This window comes from Pantoea sp. y20, assembly GCF_054903455.1.
Genome location: NZ_CM142816.1, coordinates 3,406,428 through 3,432,301 on the forward strand (window position 1 = coordinate 3,406,428; position 25,874 = coordinate 3,432,301).

Annotated in this window: 8 protein-coding genes; 5 read left to right on the top strand and 3 right to left on the bottom strand. The window is 57.9% G+C overall.

The features are described 5' to 3' along the window. Positions 1 to 30 precede the first annotated feature (30 nt). The 3 genes from ACYAC5_RS15825 to speA all read right to left on the bottom strand — a co-directional run bounded on the left by ACYAC5_RS15825 (position 31) and on the right by speA (position 19,816). Positions 31 to 16,125: an Ig-like domain-containing protein gene (locus tag ACYAC5_RS15825; RefSeq protein WP_462062005.1), complete on the bottom strand. Its 16,095-nt coding sequence runs from the start codon at positions 16,123 to 16,125 to the stop codon at positions 31 to 33. Between the two features lie 307 nt (positions 16,126 to 16,432). After that, positions 16,433 to 17,122, bottom strand: coding sequence for an EAL domain-containing protein (locus tag ACYAC5_RS15830; RefSeq protein ID WP_222234740.1), 690 nt, complete (start codon positions 17,120 to 17,122; stop codon positions 16,433 to 16,435). Positions 17,123 to 17,836: 714 nt separating this feature from the next. Further along, the gene (speA, locus tag ACYAC5_RS15835) at positions 17,837 to 19,816 is read right to left on the bottom strand and encodes a biosynthetic arginine decarboxylase (RefSeq protein ID WP_101761914.1); all 1,980 of its coding nucleotides are present in this window, start codon (positions 19,814 to 19,816) and stop codon (positions 17,837 to 17,839) included. A 782-nt stretch (positions 19,817 to 20,598) separates the two neighbouring features. On the opposite strand from speA, the gene metK reads away from it, so the two are divergent. From metK to rsmE, 5 genes are all read left to right on the top strand, one after another. Further along, positions 20,599 to 21,753 carry a methionine adenosyltransferase gene (gene metK, locus ACYAC5_RS15840; RefSeq protein WP_061720231.1) on the top strand — a complete coding sequence of 385 codons (1,155 nt, stop codon included), beginning with the start codon at positions 20,599 to 20,601 and terminating at the stop codon, positions 21,751 to 21,753. Positions 21,754 to 22,213: 460 nt separating this feature from the next. Then, a complete protein-coding gene (locus tag ACYAC5_RS15845) occupies positions 22,214 to 23,608 on the top strand; it encodes a sugar porter family MFS transporter (RefSeq protein WP_101761913.1) in 1,395 nt (464 codons plus the stop codon). Positions 23,609 to 23,690: 82 nt separating this feature from the next. Next, the gene (locus ACYAC5_RS15850; RefSeq protein WP_462062006.1) at positions 23,691 to 24,203 is read left to right on the top strand and encodes a SprT family zinc-dependent metalloprotease; all 513 of its coding nucleotides are present in this window, start codon (positions 23,691 to 23,693) and stop codon (positions 24,201 to 24,203) included. Positions 24,204 to 24,291: 88 nt separating this feature from the next. Then, positions 24,292 to 24,999: a deoxyribonuclease I gene (endA, locus tag ACYAC5_RS15855; protein WP_192236412.1), complete on the top strand. Its 708-nt coding sequence runs from the start codon at positions 24,292 to 24,294 to the stop codon at positions 24,997 to 24,999. Between the two features lie 73 nt (positions 25,000 to 25,072). Beyond that, on the top strand, positions 25,073 to 25,804 hold the full coding sequence (gene rsmE / locus ACYAC5_RS15860) for a 16S rRNA (uracil(1498)-N(3))-methyltransferase (protein WP_192412065.1): 732 nt from the start codon (positions 25,073 to 25,075) through the stop codon (positions 25,802 to 25,804). The last annotated feature ends 70 nt before the right edge of the window (positions 25,805 to 25,874 follow it).

Consider the following 25,874-nt stretch of genomic DNA (forward strand, 5'->3'; position numbering starts at 1 on the left):
CCCTAACTGCATCCCTGCATCACAGAGCGATTACGCCGTGTGGTTTTGGTGCGGTTGTTGCAGCAGCTCCTCCAGAGAAACGTTCACGCCTTCCAGCGTAATCAGCTGAGTGGTGCTGTAACCCGTACCGGTACCATCACGGTCAATGGAAAGCACCGTATTGCCATCTGAAGTATGATCCACTTTCACGAAATCATTAATATTACTTGTGGAATCATTCCAGCCGATAAGCAAGTTACTGACGTCAATTTTGTCGCCTTGCGCGACATTGAAGTCGGTCCAGGTATCGTGACCGTTACCGCCGGTAGCATCCGCACTCGCCAGTAAGTGATACACCAACGTATCTGCGCCGGCACCGCTGGTGATGGTGTCGTCGTAGGCACCGCCGGTTAGCGTGTCAGCCCCCGTGGTTCCTGTGATGGTTGGATGCAGCTCAATGGTGAACGACTGCGTGGTGATGGTGCCATCGCTCGCCGCCAGGGTGTAACTGAACACCTCTTTATGGGTAATGGATTGTCCATCCACGCCCGCATTCAGTGTATAGGTGTAGTTACCGTTGGCGGCAATATTCAGCACACCAAAGTCGCCGGCAATCGACGTCGTACCCACGCTGTGAACCGTGGTGATATCGCCGTGTTCATTAGTGATACTCAAGGTTCCGGTGTGCGTGCCCGATGCTGAACCGTAGATGCTGCCGCTGGCGTCATGGTCATTGGTGGCTTCGGCCACCAGACTGTTGGTCGCCAGCAGCGTGCTGGTGGATGCACCGTTGTGCAGGTTCACCGTCAAGCTGGCCGAGGTCACCGCGCCGCTGGCATCACGCACCGAATAGGTGAAGACGTCGGTGGCTGGCACCAGATCGGCATCCAGTCCCGCCTTCAGCGTATAGGTGTAGTTACCATGCGAATCGATGGTCAACGTACCGTAGCTGCTGGTGATCACCGTGTTACCGGTGGCCGCAATCGCATTGCCAGTCACCTGGGTGACCACCGTACCGTTCGGCACCGTACCGGCGACGGAGCTGGTATCGTTGGTCAACAGGTTGCCGGTGACGGTTGCCGCCACGGTCAACGCCAGCGTCGTAATATCCGACGTGGTGGTGACGGTAGTCGATGGCAACACGCCAACGCCGTTGCTGGTGCCCAACAGCACGGCATAGTTACCTGTACCGAGGTTGCTGTAAGTCACGTTGCCACCGGTTTGTGTACCAATGGTCAGAACCGTGGTGATGTAGTTGGCGTTGCTGGATTTCAGCGCCCAGGTGCCGTTCGCCTGCTGTTGATAGAGGTACAAGGTATAAGTCGATGTCAGCGCCGCCAGGCTGGTGGCCGAGGCGTGTAATGTCACCGTGCGCGTATCCCCTGCGCCAACGTTAAACATATAGGCGTTAGTGCTGCTCAATACTCCCACACCCAGCACGCTGCCGAGGTTAACGCTCAGCAATGCGACGCTGGTCGAACTGGTATTGGCATTGGTGATGGTGCCGATTTGGGTGGTGTAATCCACTTCGTTGACATCATTCGCTGCCACGATTTGAATCGCACCGGTCAGCGGGGTGCTGGTCGATACGTTGCCTGCGCGGTCAGTCTGAATCACCGACAACGAAGCACCGGTGGTTTGCGCCGTACTCAGGCTCACCGACCATGAACCGCCGCTGCCTACCGTCGTTGTACCCAGCGCGTTACCGCCCGCATCACGTACCGTTACCGTTGCCCCCACTTCACCGCTACCGGTGACCGTGGTACCGGCACCGTTGATTGCCAGGCCACTTACCGCCGCAGGCGGCACAGTATCGACGTTCACCGTCACCGCCGTGTTACCGGTGCTGACGTTACCCGCCGAATCAGTCACCGTTACGCTCAACGGATGCGCACCGTTCGCCAGTGCGCTGGGGGTGTAAGTCCAGCTGCCACCGGCGCCAACCGTTACTGAACCCAGCGCGGTGGTGCCATCGTAGATGGTGACAATCGCGCCCACTTCCGCCGTGCCGTTCAACACCGGCGTGGTGTCACGGGTGTACGCGCCATTGGTCAACGTCACCGGCGTGCTGCCGGCGTCGTCGGTAATGGTGAGCGTACTGGCCGTTGGTGCCACAGTGTCGATGCGCAGCGTGGTCGAGGCGTTCGGGCTGACGTTGCCCGCCGCATCGGTTGCCGTCACGTTCAGCGTATGGGTGCCGTTGCTCAGCGCAGTTGAGACGAAGCTCCATGTGCCACCGCTGCCCACCGTGGTGGTGCCCAGCAGTGTGGTGCCGTCGTACACGCTGATCCGTGCCCCGACTTCGCCGTTACCGGTCAACAGCGGCGTGCTGTCGTTGGTAATGCCGTTATTCGGGATGGTCACCGCCGTGCTGCCGTTGTTATTGGCGGCAACCAGGTTAGTGACCGCCGCTGGCGGCGTGGTATCGATAATGACCGACGCCGACGTCGTCCCGCTGACGTTACCGGCCGTGTCCGTTACCGTCACGCTCAATGGATGCGTGCCCTGCGTGAGCGCGGCGGTGGTGAAGGTCCATGCGCCAGTGCTACCCGCAATCGCCGTGCCTAACAAGGTGCCACCATCGTAGATCGAGACGCGGCTGCCCGCTTCCGCCACGCCGCTCAGCGTTGGCGTGGTGTCGTTGGTAGCACCGCCGCTCGGTACCACGGTACTGGTGACATCATTGGTGATCACCAGCGTTGACGCCGCTGGTGCCACGGTATCCACCGTAATGGAAACCGTCGCCGATGCCGCACTGGTGTTACCCGCTGCATCGGTCACCGTCACGCTCAGCGGATGGCTACCGTTGCTCAGGGTCGCGGTGGTGAAGCTCCATGCACCTGAACCATTGGCGGTGGTGGAACCAATCACGGTGGTACCGTCGTAGATGGTCACAATCGCGTTGGCTTCCGCCGTGCCGCTCAGGGTTGGCGTGGCGTCATCGGTAAAGGCACCGTTCGCCAGCGGCCCCTGAAGAGTGCCGACGTCATCATTGATCACCAGATTGGTCACCGGATTCGGCGCCACGGTATCAATCGTCAGGATGGTTGAGGCGTTCGGGCTCACGTTGCCCGCCGCATCGGTTGCCGTGACGTTCAGCGTATGTACACCGTTGCTCAGCGCCGTCGAGACGAAGCTCCATGTGCCACCGCTGCCCACCGTGGTGGTGCCCAGCAGCGTGGTGCCATCGTAAACGCTGATCTTCGCGCCAATCTCGCCGGATCCGGTCAACAGCGGCGTATTGTCGTTGGTCACGCCGTTGTTCGGAATGGTCACCGCTGTACTGCCGTTATTGTTAGCGGCCACCAGATTGGTGACTGCCGCTGGCGGCGTGGTATCGATGGTTACCGAGGCCGAGGTACTGCCACTAACGTTACCCGCCGCGTCAGTGACCGTTACGCTGAGTGGATGCGTGCCGGTGGAGAGTACGTCGGTGGTGAAGGACCATGCCCCCGTGCCATTCGCAATCGCCGTCCCCAGCAACGTCGCGCCATCATAAATCGACACGCGGCTGCTCGCTTCCGCCACGCCGCTCAGCGTTGGGGTGTTGTCGTTGGTGAAGCCACCACTCGGCACCGTGGTACTGGTGATGTCATTGGTGATCACCAGCGTTGAGGCCGCTGGCGCCACGGTGTCTACCGTGATGGAAACCGGCGTGGTGGCGGCACTGGTGTTACCCGCTGCATCTTTCACCGTTACGCTCAGCGGATGCACACCGTTGCCTAGCGTGGCAGTGGTGAAGTTCCACGCACCGCCCGCGCCGGCCACCACTGAACCCAGCACCGTGGTGCCGTCGTAAATGGTGACAATCGCATTCGCTTCCGCCGTACCGCTCAGCGTTGGTGTGGCATCATCGGTCACCGCACCGTTCGCCAGCGGCCCCTGAATGCCGCCCACATCGTCGTTGATCACCAGGTTAGTGACGGGCGCAGGTGCCACGGTATCCACGGTCAGGGTAAGCGTCGCATTCGGGCTGACGTTGCCCGCTGCATCCGTCGCCGTGACGTTGAAGGTGTGCGCCCCCTCCGCCAGCGTTGGCGTGGTGAAGCTCCATGCGCCGTTAGTGCCTGCGGTAACAGAACCGATAATCGAGGTGCCATCGCGGATAATCACCAGACTGCCCGCTTCTGCCGTACCGCTCAGCGCTGGCGTGTTGTCATTGGTGCTGCCGTTATTGGCAATCGCCACCGGCGTGCTGCCGTTGTTGTTGGCCGCGGCCAGACCGGTTACCGCCCCCGGCGCGACGGTATCGATAATCACCGTGGCCGAGGTGCTGCCGCTGACGTTACCCGCCGCATCGGTAACCGTGACGCTCAGTGGATGAGCGCCTTGCGTCAGCACATCGGTGGTGAAGGTCCATGCGCCGTTGCTGCCTGCCACCGCCGTACCCAGCAGGGTGCCGCTATCGTAAATCGACACGCGGCTGCCGGCTTCCGCCGTACCGCTCAGCGTTGGCGTGCTGTCGTTAGTTGCACCACCATTCGGTACCGTGGTGCTGGTGAGATCATTAGTGATTAACAAGGTTGCGTTGGCTGGCGCCACCGTATCGACATTGACCGTGAAGTTGGTCGCCGCGCTGGTGTTACCGGCTGCATCGCGTACCGTCACGCTCAACGGATGCGATCCGTCGCTCAATGCGGCTGTGGTAAGGCTCCACGCACCATTGCTGCCCGCCACCACAGAACCCAGCACCGTGGTGCCTTCCGAGATAATCACGATGTTGCCAGCGGTAGCATTACCGCTCAGCGTTGGCGTGTTGTCATCGGTCGCCGCACCGCTGGTGAGTGCCCCTTGTGTTGCACCTACGTTGTCAGAAACCACCAGATCGGTGACTGGCGTTGGTGCTGCTGTGGTCACAGTGAAGCTGATCGCCGCATTCGGGCTGACGTTACCGGCGAGATCGGTCGCCGTCACGTTCAGGGTATGCAGACCATCAGCCAGCGTGGGTGACGTGAAGCTCCATGCGCCGTTGCTGCCTGCGGTGACAGAACCGATAACGTCGGTGCCATCACGGATCACCACCACGCTGCCTGCATCTGCCGTACCGCTCAGTGCTGGCGTGTTGTCATTGGTGCTACCCCCCGCAGCAATGGTCACCGGCGAACTGCCGTTGTTGTTGGCAGCAGTCAAACCGCTCACCGCCGTTGGTACGACGGTATCCACAGTCACCGTTGCCGTGCTGGATGCCGCGCTAGTGTTACCGGCGGCATCTGTCACGCGCACGGTGAGCGAATGGCTGCCTTCGCCCAGTACCGGTGAAATAAAGCTCCATGCTCCGCCTGTTCCGGCAGCAACCGAACCGAGCAAGGTCGTACCATCGTAAACGGTGATCACACTGCCCACTTCCGCGGTACCGCTCAGCGTTGGCGTGCTGTCGTTGGTCGAACCGCCATTTGGCACCACCGTGCTGGTGACGTCGTTGGTGACCACCAGCGTCGAGGCGTTGGGTGCCACGGTATCGACAGTGAGGTTCACGACATCAGAGCGCGGACCGACGTTACCCGCCGCATCCGTCACGGTGACGCTCAGCGCATGTCCGCCCTGACTCAGCGTTGGCGACGTGAAGTCCCACTCACCGCTACCATTGGCGACCGTTGAGCCGATAACCGTGTTGCCGTCATAAATCGTAACAATGCCGTTGGCTTCCGCGAGACCTGCGAGCCGCGGGGTACTGTCATTGGTGGCGCCATTGTTAGCAATGGGCACGGTTACGCCGTCGTTGTTATTAGCGGCAGAGAGGTTAGTTGCTGCAAGCGGTGCCACGGTATCAATAGTGAAATTCACCGTTGGCGAGTTTGCGCCCGGATTACCCACTGAATTGACCGTGGTGACATAGATGCCGTGCGGTCCATCATTCAGCGTTGGCGTGAAGGTCCACTGTCCGGTCGCACCGACGGTAACGCTACCCAACACCGTTGCACCATCGTGAATGGTAATCACATCCCCCACATCTGCCGCGCCGGTTAATACCGGCGTACCGTCCTTGATATTGGCGCCGTCATTCACGGTAACCAGTGAATTGCCGCTATCGTCGGTGATCACCAGCGTACTGACCGCTGGCGGCAGATCCGCTGCGATATTCAGCGTAAACGCCGGGCTGCTTGCCGCGCTGACGTTGCCTGCTACATCGGTCACTGTGAAGGTGAAGTTATGCTCGCCGTTAGAGAGCGCGCTGCCCGGCGTGAAGCTCCATATGCCGCCAGTAGCGATCACAGTGCCCAGCAGCGTGGTGCCATCGTAAACCGACACTCGGCTGCCCGCTTCAGCGGAGCCGCTCAGCGTTGGCGTGCTGTCATCGGTGGTGTCACCCGACAGCAACGGACCGGTGCTGCCCCCCTCATCGTCTGTTACGACAAGATTGCTGACCGTTGCCGGTGCAGCCGTATCAATATTAATCGTAATCGGTATCGCTTCCGGGCCCGTCGTCCCCGCAGCGTTGGTGACTGAAACGGTGAAGCTGTGCTGGCCATCATCTAAAGCCGCAGTTTCAAAGCGCCACTCGCCGTTGTCGCCTACCGTGGTGGTGCCAAGAAGATCGCTGCCCTCGTAGATGTTGATGATGGTGCCCGCTACACCGGTTCCGCTTAGCAAAGGCGTGTTGTCGTTGGAGTCACCGTCATCCGCCACCTGCACGGTGGTAGTGGCCGCATTGTTGTAAATAGCAAAGCTCGACACCGCTGCCGGCGTAGAGGTGTCCACCGTCAATGATACCGAGGCATTGGCGCTCACGTTGCCCGCCGCATCGGTCACGGTGACATTCAGCGTATGCATTGCGTCCGTCAGCGCGCTGGTGGTGATGCTCCATGCGCCGTTGCTGCCTGCCACGACTGAACCCACTAAGGTAGTGCCGTCATAGACGCGAACGATCGCGTTGGCTTCCGCCGTGCCGCTGATGGCTGGCGTGCTGTCATTGGTAATGCCGCCATCAGCAATGGTCACCGGTGAGCCACCATTGTTATTTTGCAGCAGCAGATCGCCAGCCGGTTGCGGTGCGGTGGCATCCACCACCACGGTAAAGGTCGAGGATGGCGAACTGACGTTGCCGACCTCGTCGGTTACGGTGGCGGTCAGCGTATGCGAACCATCGGTTAAGGTCGGTGAGCTGAAGCTCCAGGTTCCGCCCGCCGTTGCGGTGGTCGAGCCGATAACGGTGGTGCCATCATAAAGAGTGACCAGGCTGCCCGCTTCCGCTGTGCCACTCAGCAACGGCGTGTTGTCGCTGGTGGTGGCGCCGTTCGGCACCAGTACGGGCGTCCCGCCGTTGTCATTGTTCACCACCAGCGTGGCTGGCGCTGGAACCACGCTGTCGACGGTAAAATCAATCGCCGCTGACGCTGTACTCACATTGCCCGCCGCATCCACTACGGTGGTGCTCAGGCTGTGCGCGCCCTCATCCAGCGTGGGTGAGGTGAAGCTCCACTGGCCGTTGCTGCCCACCGAAGCGCTACCGATGATGGTTGTGCCGTCACGGATAATCACCGTGCTGCCCGCTTCGGCGGTACCGGTGAGGAATGGCGTGTTGTCGTTGGTGAAGCCGCCGTTGGTGATAGCCACCGGCGACGTGCCTTCATCATTACTGGCCACCACGTTCAGCGCTGCCGCTGGCGGTGTGGCATCAATCACGACGCCAATGGTGCTCGGCGCACTGACGTTTCCTGCCGCATCGCTGGCCGTGACGCTAAAGGTATGGGTTCCATCCGCCAGCGCGCTCGCCGGCGTGAAGGTCCAGGTTCCGCCCGCCCCGACGGTGGTGGATCCCAACACGCCGTTCTGATCGGACACGGTGATGATGCTGCCCGCTTGTCCAGAACCGCTCAGCACCGGTGTGCTGTCGTTGGTGAGCCCGCCGTTCGGAATACTAACGGGTGTACCAATATCGTTGGTCAGCGTCAGGCCGGTCGCCGCTGGCGGTGCCACGGTATCTACGGTGACGGTGATGGTGCTGCTTGCCGGTCCGGTGTTACCTGCGGCGTCACGCACCGTCACGCTCAGGTTGTGCGTGCCATCGGTCAGATTGGGTGAGAAGCTCCAGGCGCCCTGCGCATCGGCGACGGCGCTGCCCAGCACGGTGGTGCCGTCAGACACAATCACAATGCTGTTGGCTTCTGCGGTACCGCTCAACTCTGGCGTGTTGTCGTTGGTGGTGCCGTTGTTAGCAATCGGCACCGGCGAACCGCCGTTGTCGTTGTTCAGCACCAGTCCGGTTGCCGCAACAGGCGCAACGGTATCAACGTTAAAGGCAATGGCTGCGGAGGCAGGACCGACGTTACCCGCAGGATCGGTGACGGTCGCCGTCAGGCTGTGCGCACCTTCACCCAGCGTTGGCGTGGTGAAGCTCCACTGTCCGTTACTGCCAACAATCGCGGTGCCCAGCACGGTAGCGCCATCCAGCACGGTCACGGTGCTGCCGGCTGCTGCGGTACCGCTGATCGCCGGTGTGGCATCGTTGGTGGTGCTGCCTGCGGCAATCGTAACCGGTGAACTGCCGTTGTTGTTGTTCAGCGCGATCGCGCCCGGCGCCACTGGCGGCGTGGTATCAATGCTGAAGTTCAGGGCCGCGGACGGCGAACTGACGTTACCTGCGGCATCGGTCACCGTGGTGGTCAGGCTGTGATCGCCCTCGCCCAGCTCCGGCGAAGTGAAGGTCCAGCTGCCGCCGCTGCCGACCACAACAGATCCCAGCACGTTGCTGCCGTCAGAAACAATCACGATGCTGCCTGCTTCAGCGCTGCCGCTCAACACTGGTGTGGTGTCGTTGGTGGCGCCGCCTGCAGCAATCGTTACCGGCGTTTGGCCGGAATCATTGCTCAGTTGCAGCCCTGTCGCCGTATTCGGTGCCTCGGTATCGACGGTAAAGGCGATTGCCGTAGACGGAGCGCTGCTGTTGCCTGCGGCGTCAGTGACGGTTGCCGTCAGGCTGTGCGCGCCCTGGCTCAGCGCTGGTGAAGTGAAGCTCCAGGTTCCATCGGTGCCAACAATCGTCGAGCCCAGCACGGTGGTGCCGTCACGCACGATGATGATGTTGTCCGCCTCGGCGGTACCGCTCAGCACCGGCGTGGTGTCGTTAGTTGCTCCGCCCGAGACGATTGGCGTTGGCGTGCTGCCCTGATCGTTACTGAGTACCACCGTAATCACGGCTGGCGGCGCGGTGGTATCGATAGTGACCGCGTACGGCGTAGAGGCCGGGCCGACGTTACCGGCCGGATCGGTGACGGTAGCGGTCAGGCTGTGCGCGCCCTCGTCCAGCGGATTGGCCGGAGTGAAACTCCATTTGCCATCGGTGCCGACGGTGGTGCTGCCCAGCACCTCGGTGCCATCACGCACCGTGACGACGCTGCCCGCTTCGGCACTGCCGCTCAACACTGGCGTGGTGTCGTTGGTGCGACCGCCGGTATCAACAGGAATCGCCGTGCCGCTGTTGTTATTGCTGAGCTGCAGATCGGTGGCGGCGGCTGGCGGTGTGGTATCCACGGTAAAGGTAACCGGCGTGGATGCGCCGCTGCTGTTGCCCGCCGCATCGGTGACGGTGGTGGTCAGGCTGTGTGCGCCCTCGCCCAGCGCGATCGTTGGCGTAAAGCTCCAGTTGCCGTCGGTGTCCGCCGTGGCGGTGCCCAGTACGGTAGTGCCATCCAGTACCGTGACGGTGCTGCCCGCTTCGGCGCTGCCGCGCAACACCGGCGTGCTGTCGTTGGTGATACCGCCAGCGGCAATCGCCGTACCGCCGTCGTTACTCAGTTGCAGACCGGTTGAGGTTGCTGGTGGCTGCGTATCCACGGTGAAGTTAATCGGCGCAGACGGGTCGCTAACGTTACCCGATGCGCTGGTGACGGTGGTGGTCAGGCTGTGCGCGCCTTCGCTTAATGCCGGCGTGCTGAAGCTCCAGCTGCCGCCGCTGCCAACCACAACGGTGCCGAGCACGGTGGTGCCGTCCAGTACGGTGACGGTACTGCCCGCCGCTGCGCTACCGCTAAGCACCGGCGTGGTGTCATTGGTCGCGCCGCCGGACGCAATCGGAACTGGCGTGCCGCCGTTGTCATTGTTCAGCTCAAGATCATCTGCGACTGGCGGTTGGGCGGTGTCGATATTGACGACGATGGGGGCCGATGCCGGGCCAACGTTACCGGCCGGATCGGTGACGGTCGCAGTAAGCGTGTGCTCTCCCGCCGTCAACGGTGCGGTTGGGATCACGCTCCAGCTGCCATCACTGCCAACGGCTGCGCTGCCGATCACGGTCGTGCCATCACTCACCGTGACGATGCTGCCCGCTTCTGCGATGCCGCTCAGCGCAGGTGTGGTGTCATTAGTGGTGCCGCCCGCAGCAATCGGTACCGGCGTCGCTCCTTCGTTGTTGCTGAGTTGCAGACCCGTTGCCGCCGCAGGTGGCGTGATATCCACGGTGACCACAATGGGCGCAGAGGGCGCACCGGTGTTGCCCGCCGGACTGGTAACGGTGGCGGTCAGGCTGTGATTGCCCTCGTTCAGCGCTGGCGTGGTGAAGCTCCATGTTCCGCCGCTGCCGACGGTGACGGTACCGAGTACGGTAGCGCCATCAGAAACGGTAATGGTGCTGCCCGCCGCTGCGGTGCCGCTCAATACTGGCGTTGCATCGTTGGTTGCCGCACCAGAGGGAATAGGTACAAACGTGCCGCTGCTGTCGTTACTGAGCTGCACACCGCCCGGTGCTGGCGGTGCCGTGGTGTCAATGGTGAAGGTCAATGGCGTGCTTGCCGCGCCGGTATTGCCCGCCGCATCGGTCACGGAGGTGGTCAGGCTGTGTGAACCATCGCCGAGCGCCGGAGAGGTAAAGCTCCAGTTGCCATCGTTGCCGACGGTCACCGAACCCAACGCCGTGCTGCCATCAGACACCGTCACGACGCTGCCCGGTTCCGCACGACCACTCAACACTGGCGTAACATCGTTGGTGGTGCCGCCATCCGCGACCGGCACCAGCGTGCCGCTGCCATCGTTGCTCAGTTGCAAATCGGTCGCCGCTGCCGGTGGCGTGGTATCCACAATCACAATCACCACCGACGACGCAGGGCCGACGTTACCGGCCGTATCGGTGACGGTGGTGGTGAGATTGTGCTGCCCTTCAGTCAGCGGATCGGTTGGTGTAAAGCTCCAGTTGCCGTCGATGCCGGTGATTGCGGTGCCCAGCACCGTAGTGCCATCGCTCACCGTCACGGTGCTGCCCGGTTTGGCGGTGCCGTTCAGGGTTGGCGTGGTGTCGCCGGTGGTGCTACCTGAAGCCAGCGGCGTGCCGTCGTCGTTGGTGAACTGCACATTGCCCGCTGCGGCAGGCGGCTGGGTATCGATGGTCACCGTCACCGGCGTAGAAGCCGGGCCGGTATTGCCAGCGGCATCGGTAACGGTTGAGGTCAGGCTATGATCACCATCGCTCAGCGGTGGCGTGGTGTAACTCCAGCTGCCATCGTTGCCCACCGTGGTGGTGCCGAGCACGGTGGTGCCATCCGAGATGGTGACCGTACTGCCCGCTTCACCGCTGCCGCTCAAGGTTGGCGTGTTGGTGTTGGTGCTGCTGCCTTCCGGGATCGGCACACCCGCACCATCTTCCAGCGCCACGCCGGTTGGCGCGGTGGGCACCACGGTATCAATGGTGATGTTGATGGTTGGCGAATCGGTCTCCACGCCGGTCGTCGCGTTAGTGGCGACCGCATGGAAAGCGTAAGTGGCATCGGCCAGCGCCGCAGGTGTGAAGTTCCACTGCCCATCGCTACCCGCGACCGTGCTGCCAATGAGGGTGGTGCCGTTATACAGCGTGATCAGATCGCCCGCGCCCGCCTGGCCGCTAAGAATCGGCGTGGTGTCGTTAGTGCTGGAGTTGTTTGGCAGTTCAACCAGCGTGCTGCCGCTGTCGTCGGTCACCACCAGCAGGCTGCTGGTCGCCGGAACGCCAGCATCGACATTGAGGGTAAATACCGGCGACGACGGGCTAACATTGCCTGCCGCATCGGTGACGGTGGTGGTCAGGCTGTGTTGGCCGTTAGTCAGCGCGGCATCTGGCGTGAAGCTCCAGCTGCCGTCGCTGCCCGCTGTCGCTGAGCCCAGTAGCGTGGTGCCGTCATAGACGCGCACCACCGATCCCGCTTCGGCGGTGCCGCTCAGGGTTGGCGTGCTGTCGTCGGTGATGGTGCCCGAAGTCAACGGACCGGTGCTGCCGCCGACGTTATCATTGACCACCAAACCGCTGACCGGCGCTGGCGCGGTGGTATCTACGCTGAAGGCGATCGGTGTGGTCGCCGGGCTAACATTGCCCGCCGCATCGGTCACGGTGGTGCTCAGGCTGTGATTGCCCTCCGCCAGCTTCGGTGTGGTAAAGCTCCAGTTACCGTCGCTGCCGACCGTCACGGTACCCAACACGGTGGTGCCATCAAGGATAGTAACGGTGCTGCCCGCTTCCGCGCTGCCGCTTAAGACTGGTGTCGCATCATTGCTGGCCCCGCCGGCGGTAACTGGCTGCGTAATGCTGCCCGCATCGTTGGTGAGTTCCACGTCGGTTGCGGCATCGGGCGCGATGGTATCCACGGTGATGTTAATGGTTGCGGTATCAGTGACGTTGCCGTTGGCATCGGTAATGGTGCCGTGCAACGCATGCGGACCATTGCCTAAACCGGTGACATAGAAAATCCACTGACCGTTACTGCCCGCCGTGGTGCTGCCCAGCACGGTGGTGCCGTCATACAGGGTTATGATATTGCCGGGCCCCGCCAAACCGGTTAATACCGGGCTGTCATTGTTGGTGCTGCCGCCGTCAGTCAGCTGACCCACGGTATTGCCGTTTTCATCCGTCACTTCCAGCGACGATGTGGCTGGCGGAATAGCCGCATCAACGTTGATCACAATCGGCGGACTGGCTGGGCCGACGTTACCGGCGCTGTCCGTGGCGGTGACGGTGAGGGTATGGCTGCCATTGCTCAACGCTGGCGTGGTGAAACGCCATGTGCCGTCGGTGTCCACGGTGGTGTTACCCAGCAGCGTGGTGCCATCGTAAATACTGATGGTGGCATTCGGCTCGCCGGTGCCGCTCAGGGTTGGTGCGCGGTCATCGGTGGTATCGCCGGACGTTAACGGCCCTTGAACCGCGCCGACGCTATCTTCGATCACCAGATCGGCAATAACGGCTGGCGGCGTGGTATCCACTGTTAAAGTAACGGCTGGCGACGCCGGACCGGTGTTGCCAGCCGGATCGGTGACGGTGGTGGTCAAGCTGTGGTTGCCGTCACTCAGGGTTGGCGAGGTGAAGCTCCAGCTGCCGTCGCTGCCCACCGTTGCGCTGCCGATCACGTTGGTGCCATCCAGCACGGTAACGGTGCTGCCCGGTTCTGCGGTGCCGCTCAAGGTTGGCGTGTTGTCATTGCTGGTGCCGCCAGAGGCAATGGGTACCACAGTGCTGCCGCTGTTATCGCTCAATTGCAAGTCGCCAGCCGCTGCCGGCGCGGTGTTATCAATAGTGATGTTAAGGGTGCCGGAATCAGTCACATTGCCATTGGTATCAGTGGCCGTGGCGTGGAAGGCATAAGTCCCGTCAGCCAGCGCGGTAGCTGGCGTAAAGCTCCATTGCCCATCCGCACCCGCGACGGTGCTGCCGAGCAGCGTGGTGCCGTTATATAACTCGATGAGCGCGCCCGCCGAGGCCAGACCGCTCAAGGTTGGCGTGGTGTCCTGCGTGCTGGAACCTTCTGGCAACAGGCGAAGTGTGCTGCCGCTGTCATCGGTGATTTCCAGCGTGCTGGTGGTTGGCGGTACGCCAGCGTTGACGGTGAAGCCAACACCGGTTGTCGCCGGGCTGACGTTACCTGCCGCATCGGTCACCGTTACGCTGAGCGAATGGCTACCGTTGCTCAACGTTGGCGTGGTAAAGCTCCAGGTGCCGTCGTTGCCAACGGTGACGCTGCCGAGCAGCGTGCTGCCATCATAAATTTTGACGATGGCGTTGGCTTCACCGTTACCGGATAGCGTGGGTGTGCTGTCGTCGGTGGTGCCGCCCGCGGTGATTGGGCCGGTTGCAGCACCGACGTTATCGCTGATCACCACATTGCTGGCACCCGCAGGTGCCTGAGTATCCACGGTGAAGGCGATCGGCGTCGAGGTTGGACCCACATTACCTGCCGCGTCGGTGACCGTGGCGGTCAGGCTGTGACCGCCTTCGGTTAAGGTCGGCGCAGTGAAGCTCCATGACCCATTGCTGCCCACGATTGCCGTGCCGAGCACGCTATCGCCATCACGCACGATGACGGTGCTACCCGGTTCAGCGGTGCCGCTCAGCACCGGCGTGGTGTTATTGGTCGCGCCACCGGCGGCAATCGGTTGTAGCGTGCTGCCATCGTTATCGCTCAGCGTTACGCCACCGGCCGCAGCAGGTGCGACGGTATCCACCGTGATGGTGATAGTTGGCGTTTGCGTCACGCTGCCCGCGTTGTTATCGACGGTGGCGTGCAGCGCGTAGGCACCGTCAGCCAACGCAGTTGGGGTAAAGGTCCACTGACCATCGCTGCCCGCAACCACGCTACCCAGCACCGAGGTGCCGTTATACAGCGTGATCAGCGCACCCGCCGTCGCCAGGCCGCTCAGCGTTGGCGTGTTATCCTGAGTGCTGGCGCCGTTGCTGAGTTGCACCAGCGTGTTGCCGGAGTCATCGGTGATTTCCAGCGACGTTGTGGCCGGCGGAATAGCGGCCTGCACGGTGATTTCATAAGGGGCTGATGGCGCGCTGACGTTGCCAGCCGCATCGGTCACGGTCACCGTCAGGCTATGGCTGCCGTTACTCAGGGCGCTGGTGGTGTAACTCCAGCTGCCATCGGAACCCACGACCGCCGTACCCAGCAGCGTTTGCCCATCATAAACGCTGACAATCGCGCCCACTTCACCGCTGCCGGTAAGCGTCGGCGTGTTGTCATCTGTCGTCCCACCGTTATTTACGGTGCCGCCGCTGCCGCCTGAATTATCGTTAACCTGCAGGTCGATGACTGCTGCTGGCGCTTGCGTATCCACGGTGAAGGTGATGGTCGCTGGCGTGCTGACATTGCCCGCCGCATCGGTGGCGGTGATGCTCAACGTATGGCTGCCCTCGCCCAGCGTTGGGCTGGTAAAGCTCCATGTGCCGTTGCTGCCCACGGTGACACTGCCGAGCACCGTATCGCCATCGCGGATGGTGATAATCGAGCCCGCTTCCGCCGTTCCGCTCAGCACTGGCGTGGTGTCTTTGGTCGCGCCGCCGTTGGTGATGGGCTGCGCAGTCGAGCCGCTGTTGTTAATGACGCTCAGGTCGCCAACCGTTGCGGGCGCCACGGTATCCACGGTGAAATCCACCGGATTGGTCGCTGGGCTGGTGTTCCCCGCCGCGTCGGTGACGGTAGCGGTCAAACTATGCTGACCCTCCGCCAGCGCTGGCGTGGTAAAGCTCCAGCGGCCATCAGCGCCAACGGTGACAGTGCCGAGCAGCGTGCTGCCATCGTAAATGCTGACAATCGCGCCCGCTTCAGCGGTGCCGCTCAGCGTGGGTGTGTTGTCATCGGTAATGGCACCCGCGCCAATCGCGCCCTGATACGGACCTACGGCGTCGTTGATCACCAAATCCGTGATGGCGGTTGGCGGCGTAGTGTCGTTTTCACCGGGATCGGTGGGATTGGTTGGGTTGGTAGGATTAGTTGGGTTGGTGGGATTGCCGCCGTTGTTACCGTCATCGGGATTGGTCGGCGAGGCATTACCGCCACCACCACCTGAACCGGCAAACAGCGCACCTAAGCCCGCCAGGGCCGCACCACCGATACCAAAGGCAGCAATGGTGCCGTTATTGGTGGTGTTTTCCGCTAACAGCCCTTCGGTGCTGTCGATTGAAACGTACTGGAAACCTTCTGTACCGGGATCTTCAACCCACCACATGGCGCCGCGATCGTCCTGCAGAACCAGATCGCTATCGCCATTCGGGCTGTAAAAATTATGAATAACAACCACTTCACCAGACTTCGTGGTGACGACTAAATCATTACCATTGCGTGTGAAAGACTTAATATCAGACTGATTAAGATGCAGCTTCACCAAACTCGGAGCGGTCAAATTAACTTGATTTCCACTCAGCTCAGAAGCAACGGTCCCACCTTTTGGGGTTACTGAGATATTATTCATGTTATCGAGATCCCGCAGTTTCCATAATCACGCCCGGCATCAGCAGACACCGGCTTTTACAGCGAATAATCGCGACGATTATTCACTTCTTCTCTTGATCGATTTCATACAGGCTAAGAATGAAATCGCGTTGAGTTTTGTTTAGCCGCCATCCTGATAACTGATTGGTTTTATTTCTTAAAATCACCACGGGAAAAATATATTTGTTCTCAAGCGGCCGGGCACACATGACGTGAAACGCATAAAGCCCAGGCTTTGACATTTTTTCACTTCCCCGAGGGATGAAACCAACTCAATAATTTCAGGATTAAGCTAATAAATCATCGAGATAGACGCTCTGCCACAAATAGCCCTGCATGCCATAAATTGCTTTATGCGACAGCAGGTCGACCTGTTGTTGATTTTCAACACCCTCAACGATGACGCCGTTGCATAATTCGTTGAGATGGTCGAGCAGAATGTCAAAGGTGCGACCGTCGCCAAATTGCCAAAAAAATTCTTTGTCAATCTTGACGATTTCAAATATTCCGCTATCAAACATGGAAAGGTTGGAATAACCCGGACCAAAGTCATCGAGCCATAAAGGGGCCGGCGTCACTTTCGCGACACCTTTTAAAATCAACAGATCGGCGCTATTAAATCGCGCGGTGAAGAATGCTGATATTTCCAGACGCAACAGCGTCAGTTGAGCCAGTTTTTCTTGCATTTCAGCATCTTTAAAAATGCTGGCTACGATATCTCTATCAACATTGACACTGACAATCTGGTCGAACCCTTTCTGGTATAGCTGAATAAGTTTTTCGATCTGGTGGAGGAATAACTGCCATTTAACGTCAGCAGAAAGCTGACTGAAGAACCCAACATCCCTTTCAGGGTTACGCTTATTATTGATATCTGCGTCGTCTGCAAGACGCGTTAACAATTCCCTGGCAATCACCTGGCCGGATAAATCGTAAACCGGCTCCAACAAGAACACTGTCTTCGGTTGATTGCTCATTTCATATCCTTACTGCAACTGCCTGATAGCCTTAAAATGTCAGGATTTCTCATGTAAGAAGTAAGGTAAACATTGATAAAACTTAATGTCTTAACTGAAGGTTAACGTACTACTTACACTTTGAGAAATAGATTTCAGTAAACACTTTAGGTAACTTCAATCGTTTAAATCAATCAATAACGTAAGTAAATTTCTCTAAAATTCACAAAAGCTCAGAAAATTCTTAATCTAATTTAACTTATCTTTTACTTTAATAGATCTGTAAAAACATTATCGAATTGAAAAATAATGATAAAAAAAGATTCTGCACGATTTGATGGCTCTCCTTAACTCAAATTGCAAAATGTTTTATCTGGCATCTATGATTCCAAAAAGCGCCAATAACCACTAATTTCCATAGTGACTATTAAAATCTTAATGTTTAAATTTTTATTATGCATTGCAAAGAATACATAACAGAATAACTGCTTAATCCATGATGAATCAGTAAGTAAGGTAAGGATATTAAGAAAATAATCAGCGTTGCCGACTCGCTTTATTAGAGAAAAGAAGGAGATAGCATTTGGGGAGGTAAATGTGGGATTTACGTGGCGGGTTACAAATAAGCCAAAGGTGATCGTCTTCACAAATCAAATTAAATTATTGTTGCCAGGCGCGGATATAGCAGGAAAAGCGAAAACCGAGCCCTTGCGAGCTCGGTTTAAGAGCAATTAATTACTCATCTTCTAAATAGGTATAACCGTACAAGCCACTCTCGAATTCAGACAAGAATTGCGCGCGCAGCTCTTCATCTATATCCGTTTGTTGCGTTACCTGATCGCGGAACAGCGTCATCAAATCGTTAGGATTCAGCTGCACGTACTCAAGCATATCCGCTACGGTATCGCCCTCATCCGACAGCTGAACTTCCACGCTGCCATCCGGGAACGCAAACACATCAACCGCTTCGGTATCACCGAACAGGTTATGCATGTTGCCGAGAATTTCCTGATACGCGCCCACCATAAAAAAGCCGAGCATCGGTGGATTGTCGATGTCGTATTCCGGCATCGGCATGGTGGTGGCAATGCCATCGCCATCGACGTAGTGATCGATGGTGCCATCGGAGTCACAGGTGATGTCGAGCAACACCGCGCGACGCTTCGGCATTTTATTCAGCCCTTCCAGCGGCAGCACCGGGAACAGCTGATCGATACCCCACGCATCCGGCATTGACTGGAACAGCGAGAAGTTGACGTAAATCTTATCCGCCATGCGCTCCTGCAGCTCATCAATGATCGGGCGATGCGCGCGGTTGCTGGGATCGAGATGCTGCTGAATGTAGTGGCAGATGCTCAGATAAAGCTGCTCTGCCCAGGCGCGCTGGCCGAGATCGTAGGTGCCTGATGAATAACCGGTATGGATGTCGAACAGATCCATTTGGCTATCGTGCAGCCATTCGCGCAGCGAACGACGCACGTCGGGTTCGTGCATCTCCTGCCACGTATCCCACAGGCTCTGAATCGGACGCGGTGAATCGGCATCCGGTGCCACCGGCGTGCTGAACTCGTTACGCTCAACACCAATGATGTTGGACACCAGCACGGTGTGGTGCGCCGTCACCGCACGACCTGACTCGGTGATCACGGTTGGATGTTCCAGCCCGTTCTCTTCACAGGCATCGCCAATCGCCCAAATCACGTTGTTGGCGTATTCGTTCAGACCGTAGTTGACCGAGCAGTCTGACTGCGAGCGGGTTCCTTCATAATCCACGCCCAAACCGCCGCCCACATCGAAGCATTTGATGTTAACGCCCAGCTTCGCCAGCTCCACGTAGAAACGCGCCGACTCACGCACGCCGGTCGCGATGTCGCGGATGTTGGACATTTGCGAACCGAGATGGAAGTGCAGCAGTTGCAGGCTATCGAGACGGCCCGCTTTGCGCATGATATCGACCAGCTGTAACACCTGCGATGCTGCCAGACCAAACTTCGATTTTTCACCGCCGCTTGACTGCCACTTGCCTGAGCCCTGCGACGCCAGACGCGCACGGATACCGAGACGTGGAATCACATTCAGACGCTCGGCCTCTTCCAGCACCAGACGCACCTCGGTCATCTTCTCGATCACCAGATAGACTTTGTGGCCGAGCTTTTCACCGATCAGCGCCAGACGAATGTATTCGCGGTCTTTATAGCCGTTGCAGACAATCACCGAACGGGTTTTGCCGGCGTGGGCCAGCACAGCCATCAGCTCGGCTTTCGAACCGGCTTCCAAGCCTAGCGGTTCGCCAGAGTTGACCAGCGACTCAATCACGCGCTTATGCTGATTCACCTTGATTGGGTAAACCAGGAAGTAATCACCTTTATAGCCGTAAGATTCACGCGCGCGTTTGAAGGCGGCATTAATCGAACGCAGACGATGCTGGAGAATCTGCGGGAAGCAGAACAGCGCCGGCAGACGTTGACCGTCGGCTTCGCGCTCTTTCACCAGCTTCGCTAAGTCAACGCGCACTTCCGGCTGATCCGGATCGGGACACACGCTGATGTGCCCCAGCTCGTTGACGTCGTAATAGTTGTTTCCCCACCAGGCAATGTTGTAGGTACGCAGCATTCTGCTCGCTTCCTGATCGTTCATCGCCACCTCCTGCATGGAGCGGAGTACACCTTGTTCGCCAGCTGACGAACCCTTGATATTCTTCATGTCGTCAGACATCGCGAACCTCAATTTTCCGTTGAAATATGAATTTGTTACCGAGTTTTGTCATGGTGGCGCCAGGTAAAAATTGCCTCATCCTGCTTGCTGCCTCTGTAAGGTTGCACTGTGCAATGCTGACTCTAAGTGTAAAACACCGCGCCAAAGTCGGGGCAAATAGCCTGAGACTTCCACGGTCAGTAGACAGCGAAATAGAGTAATAGATGCAGAGAAATGTTAACCGGCGCGCGTGTCGGGAGAATGAACACAACGTCGATAAGAGAAAAGAACGGGTTTGGAGTGTGAAAGGAGTGCCAGCGCGCCGGAACAGCGCAGTGAACCAAAGCGAGAGAAAGAGTGGTTCATTACTTTAATCACCTCCATCGCCTGCTTAAAGCATGCGAGAAACGGCTTGGGTGAAGGTCAGATTAAATGGCATCTGACAGCGCGACGCACGGCGGCGTCATCCTTTGCGGCTGTGGTCAACAGCAGCGGCGTTTTATACAGCCACGCGGGGTAAATTGCAAAATCTTTGTCAGTAACTGCGCGCGGTGTCAGGAAATGATTCCACTTAGGATGTTGCGGAAAATGCGGGATCGGAAAAAGCACTGGAAAAGTGCTCACTGAGTAACCTAGAATAGCCGTCCAGATGGTTTTCCATCTAAACTGATTAACATTCAGGCGGTGTGAGTTAATGCTCTCGCTGCCACTGCTTGCGGCTTTGCCTGAAGGGGCGTCGAGTCGGTCTGATCCCGCTTACGCTATGCAGTCGTATTCAAACCATTTTTAAGGTAAAGAACAGAATGGCTAAACACCTTTTTACATCTGAGTCCGTATCAGAAGGACATCCTGATAAAATCGCTGACCAAATTTCCGATGCCGTGCTGGATGCGATCCTCGAGCAGGATCCTAAAGCGCGCGTGGCCTGCGAAACTTACGTGAAGACCGGTATGGTGCTGGTTGGCGGTGAAATCACCACCAGCGCATGGGTGGATATCGAAGAGATCACCCGTAATACCGTACGTGAAATCGGCTATGTCCATTCCGATATGGGCTTTGATGCGAACTCTTGCGCAGTGCTGAGCGCGATTGGTAAGCAATCTCCAGACATCAATCAGGGCGTTGACCGTACCGATCCGCTGGAACAAGGCGCGGGCGATCAGGGCCTGATGTTCGGCTACGCCAGCAACGAAACCGATGTGCTGATGCCAGCGCCGGTCACCTACGCGCACCGTCTGGTGCAGCGTCAGGCTGAAGTGCGTAAAAGTGGTTCACTGCCGTGGCTGCGTCCGGATGCAAAAAGCCAGATCACCTTCCAGTACGATGACGGCAAAATTGTCGGTATCGATGCAGTTGTACTCTCGACCCAGCATGCTGAAGATGTGACCACCGCCGATCTGCGTGAAGCGGTGATGGAAGAGATCATCAAGCCGGTTCTGCCGACTGAGTGGATCACCGCCAGCACCAAATACCACATCAACCCAACTGGCCGTTTTGTCATCGGTGGTCCAATGGGCGACTGCGGTCTGACCGGTCGTAAAATCATCGTTGATACCTACGGCGGCATGGCGCGTCACGGTGGCGGCGCGTTCTCAGGTAAGGATCCGTCAAAAGTCGACCGTTCTGCCGCTTACGCTGCACGTTATGTGGCGAAGAACATCGTCGCGGCTGGCCTGGCTGACCGTTGTGAAATCCAGGTTTCTTACGCCATCGGCGTGGCTGAGCCAACCTCGATCATGGTTGAAACCTTCGGTACCGAGAAAGTCTCCACCGAGCAGCTGACGCTGCTGGTGCGCGAGTTCTTCGACCTGCGTCCATACGGCCTGATTCAGATGATGGATCTGCTGAAACCGATCTACAAAGAGACCGCAGCATACGGTCACTTTGGTCGTGAGCACTTCCCGTGGGAGCAGACTGACAAAGCCGCGCAGCTGCGCGAAGCGGCGGGTTTGAAGTAACAGACTCCTCTGCGGGCTGATGCCCTCTCCCACGGGAGAGGGCGACGCTGCACAATTTGACATCGAAGCTCGCTTTTGGCGGGCTTTTTTTTATGCCTTTGCATCGTCAGGCACATTTTTCTCCGCCGTCTACACTTCTTTCACCTCGCTTACAACTTAGTGATAACGATTACATTTTGAAATCCTTTATCAATCGGCAATTTAGAGATTTTTCAGCGTAGTTATTACTCTGAAAATGCGTTATTTTCAGCGTCGTCTGATAGCCGGTATTTAGTGCGATGTCAGAAACTTAAAGGGTGCTATACCTTACTGGTTACGTAACTATTTCGGGCGGAAAATGCTGGATTGCAGGGTTTCAGCGTGTGTAACCGATTACACTGATGTGATCTTACTCACTTTTTTCCGCCGACAGGTTTCATAACATTGATAACAACAACGATGGATAAACTTTGGAGGCTTCATGCCTGGTAATAATCACAAGAGCAGAACTTCAAATAAGGTCATGACCTTGTTTGTCTGCTTCTTAGCGGCGCTGGCCGGCTTGCTGTTTGGTCTGGATATCGGTGTTATCGCCGGTGCTCTGCCTTTCATCGCGAAAGATTTTAACGTCACTGCCCACCAGCAAGAGTGGATCGTCAGCTCAATGATGTTTGGTGCTGCAGTCGGTGCGGTGGGCAGCGGCTGGATGTCATCGCGTCTGGGTCGTAAAAAGAGCCTGATGGCCGGTGCGATTCTTTTCGTTATCGGTTCACTGTGGTCTGCGGGTGCAACCAGCCCGGAAATGCTGATCGCCGCGCGTGTGGTGCTTGGCCTGGCCGTGGGTGTTGCCTCTTACACCGCGCCGCTGTATCTCTCGGAAATCGCACCAGAGAAGATTCGCGGCAGTATGATTTCGCTGTATCAGCTGATGATCACCATCGGTATTCTGGCGGCGTATCTCTCCGATACCGCGTTCAGCGACGCTGGCGCATGGCGCTGGATGCTGGGCATCATCACTATTCCTGCGGTACTGCTGCTGATTGGCGTCTTCTTCCTGCCCAACAGCCCACGCTGGCTGGCGGCTAAAGGTGACTTCCGCAGTGCTGAGCGCGTGTTATCGCGCCTGCGTGATACCAGTGAACAAGCAAAACGTGAACTGGATGAAATCCGTGAAAGCCTGAAAATTAAACAGTCGGGCTGGCAGCTGTTCCAGAGCAACAGCAACTTCCGCCGCGCAGTGTTCCTTGGCGTGCTGTTGCAGGTGATGCAGCAGTTCACCGGCATGAACGTCATCATGTACTACGCACCGAAGATCTTCGAAATCGCTGGCTTTGCCAACACCACGCAACAAATGTGGGGCACGGTGATTGTTGGTCTGGTGAACGTGTTGGCGACCTTTATAGCTATCGGTCTGGTGGATCGCTGGGGCCGTAAACCTACGCTGCTGCTGGGCTTCCTGGTGATGGCGCTGGGTATGGGCATTCTCGGCACCATGCTGCACATCGGCATCCATTCTCAAGAAGCGCAATACTTCGCGGTGGCGATGCTGCTGATGTTCATCATTGGTTTTGCGATGTCTGCTGGCCCGCTGATTTGGGTACTGTGTTCCGAGATTCAGCCGCTGAAAGGCCGCGACTTCGGTATCACGGTGTCCACCGCGACCAACTGGATTGCCAACATGATTGTCGGTGCGACCTTCCTGACCATGCTGAATACGCTGGGCAACGCGCCAACCTTCTGGGTTTACGCCGGTCTGAACGTGTTCTTCATTCTGCTGACGCTGGCGCTGATTCCAGAGACCAAAAACGTTTCGCTGGAGCACATCGAGCGCAACCTGATGTCTGGCAAAAAGCTGCGCGATATCGGTCAGAAGTAATCCCGATGAGCGAATGCAAGGGCTGCCAATTGGCAGCCCTTTTTATTTGAGATCGTTCCGGCAACCTTTTATGCTGCCCCCCATGAAAACACTGCGCCTTCCCATCGCCTTACAACAAGCCGTTATGCGCTCGCTGCGCCACTATTTACAGCAGGCCAACGAAAAGCTGGAACGCCGCTTTGATGAGCCCTCGCTGGTTTATCAGCAGCGCGGCACCGCTGCGGGCACCGCATGGCTGGAGAAGTGGGAAATCCGCATCAATCCGGTGCTGCTGCTGGAGAATCAGCAGGCATTCGTTGATGAAGTGGTGCCGCACGAACTGGCGCATCTGCTGGTGTGGAAAACCTTTGGTCGCGTGCCGCCGCACGGCAAAGAGTGGAAATGGATGATGGAGAGCGTGCTCGGCGTGCCTGCGCGCCGCACCCACCAGTTTGAAATCGCCTCGGTGCGCAGCAACACCTTCCCCTATCGCTGCCGCTGTCAGCAGCATCAGCTCACCGTACGGCGCCATAATCGTGTGCTGCGTGGAGAAAGCGAATATCGCTGTGTGCACTGCAAATCCCTGCTGCAACCCGGTGAATTTTTATCGAATTAGTTCAGCAACCTAGCCTAATCTCATATCCCGTGCGTCATCATTCTGTTACCCTGCCGCCCTTTTTCAGGACCAGGTTAATTTTTGGAATATGTCTCGCAAAACGTTGCTGTTACTTACCTTGTTAGTTGCCCCGCTTAGCGCTTACAGCCTCAGTTTCACTCACTATCATCAAAACAATTTTAGTCAGGCCAAAGCCTATGCCGCGCAGATCAACGCAGATGCGCCCGCCGACTTTTACTGCGGCTGCAAAATCAGCTGGCACGGCAAAAAGGGCGTACCGGATCTAAGCAGTTGCGGCTACAGCGTGCGTAAGAACGCCAATCGCGCCGAACGCATTGAGTGGGAACATGTGATGCCCGCGTGGGAGTTCGGCCATCAGCGTCAGTGCTGGCAAAACGGCGGCCGCAAAAGCTGCAGCAAAGATGCCGATTACCGCCGCATTGAGAGCGATCTGCATAACCTGCAGCCGGCGATTGGTGAAGTGAACGGCGACCGCAATAATTTCCAGTACAGCCAATGGAACGGCGGCGAACAGCAGTACGGTCAATGCAGCATGAAGGTCGATTTTAAGCAGAAACTGGCGCAGCCGCCGGAGCGTGCGCGTGGCGCCATTGCCCGCACTTACTTCTATATGCGCGACCAATATCACCTGCGCCTGTCGCGTCAGCAAACCCAACTGTTTACCGCGTGGGATAAGCAATATCCGGTGACGAGCTGGGAGTGTGAGCGCGACAATCGCATCGCCAAAGTGCAGGGAAATCACAATTCCTATGTACAGCAGGCTTGCCAGCGCTAAAAGCGCTACCCTACACTAGCTTTTTTCGATTGCGCCGTGTCCGCTGACACGGCATAACGCTGGCAGGAACCGCATGCGTATACCTCGCATTTATCATCCCGAATCTCTCGAAGTTAACAGTGAAGTCTTCCTCGATGAAGATGCCGCTAACCATGTTGGACGCGTGCTGCGCATGTCGGCCGGTCAGCAAATTGAGCTGTTTGATGGCAGTAATCTGACTTTTAGCGCCGAAATCACCCAGGCTGATAAAAAGCGTGTAAAAGTAAGGGTCCTTGCCAGCCAGGCTGATGACCGTGAATCCCCGCTGCATTTACACCTCGGCCAGGTGATGTCGCGCGGTGAAAAAATGGAATTCACTATCCAGAAATCGATCGAACTTGGCGTGAATGTGATTACGCCCTTGTTTTCTGAACGCTGCGGCGTAAAGCTGGACGCCGAGCGGCTGGCAAAAAAGATTCAGCAATGGCAGAAAATCGCGATTGCCGCCTGTGAACAGTGCGGCCGTAATCGTGTGCCGGAAATTCGCGAGCCGATGACATTGCAAGCCTGGTGCGCGGAAGCCGAAGACGGTTTGAAGCTCAATTTGCATCCGCGCGCCAGCCACAGCATCAACACGCTGCCGCAGCCGGTAGAGCGCCTGCGCTTGCTGATTGGGCCGGAAGGTGGCTTAACCGCCGATGAAATTGCCATGACCGCGCAGCAGGGTTTTACCGATATTCTGCTTGGACCCCGCGTGTTGCGCACCGAAACCACCGCACTCACCGCCATTACGGCACTTCAGGTGAGGTTTGGTGACCTCGGTTAAGCGATACTTTCGGGTTCGAACGTAACTTCACAGCACAACGCTTTCGGGGTAAATGCTTCCCCATTTAGGA

What these genes read in the sequence shown, in the direction of transcription:
- ACYAC5_RS15825 (WP_462062005.1), bottom strand. Translation starts at nt 16,125, where the DNA reads ATGAATAATATCTCAGTAACCCCAAAAGGTGGGACCGTTGCTTCTGAG.
- ACYAC5_RS15830 (WP_222234740.1), bottom strand. Translation starts at nt 17,122, where the DNA reads ATGAGCAATCAACCGAAGACAGTGTTCTTGTTGGAGCCGGTTTACGAT.
- speA (WP_101761914.1), bottom strand. Translation starts at nt 19,816, where the DNA reads ATGTCTGACGACATGAAGAATATCAAGGGTTCGTCAGCTGGCGAACAA.
- metK (WP_061720231.1), top strand. Translation starts at nt 20,599, where the DNA reads ATGGCTAAACACCTTTTTACATCTGAGTCCGTATCAGAAGGACATCCT.
- ACYAC5_RS15845 (WP_101761913.1), top strand. Translation starts at nt 22,214, where the DNA reads ATGCCTGGTAATAATCACAAGAGCAGAACTTCAAATAAGGTCATGACC.
- ACYAC5_RS15850 (WP_462062006.1), top strand. Translation starts at nt 23,691, where the DNA reads ATGAAAACACTGCGCCTTCCCATCGCCTTACAACAAGCCGTTATGCGC.
- endA (WP_192236412.1), top strand. Translation starts at nt 24,292, where the DNA reads ATGTCTCGCAAAACGTTGCTGTTACTTACCTTGTTAGTTGCCCCGCTT.
- rsmE (WP_192412065.1), top strand. Translation starts at nt 25,073, where the DNA reads ATGCGTATACCTCGCATTTATCATCCCGAATCTCTCGAAGTTAACAGT.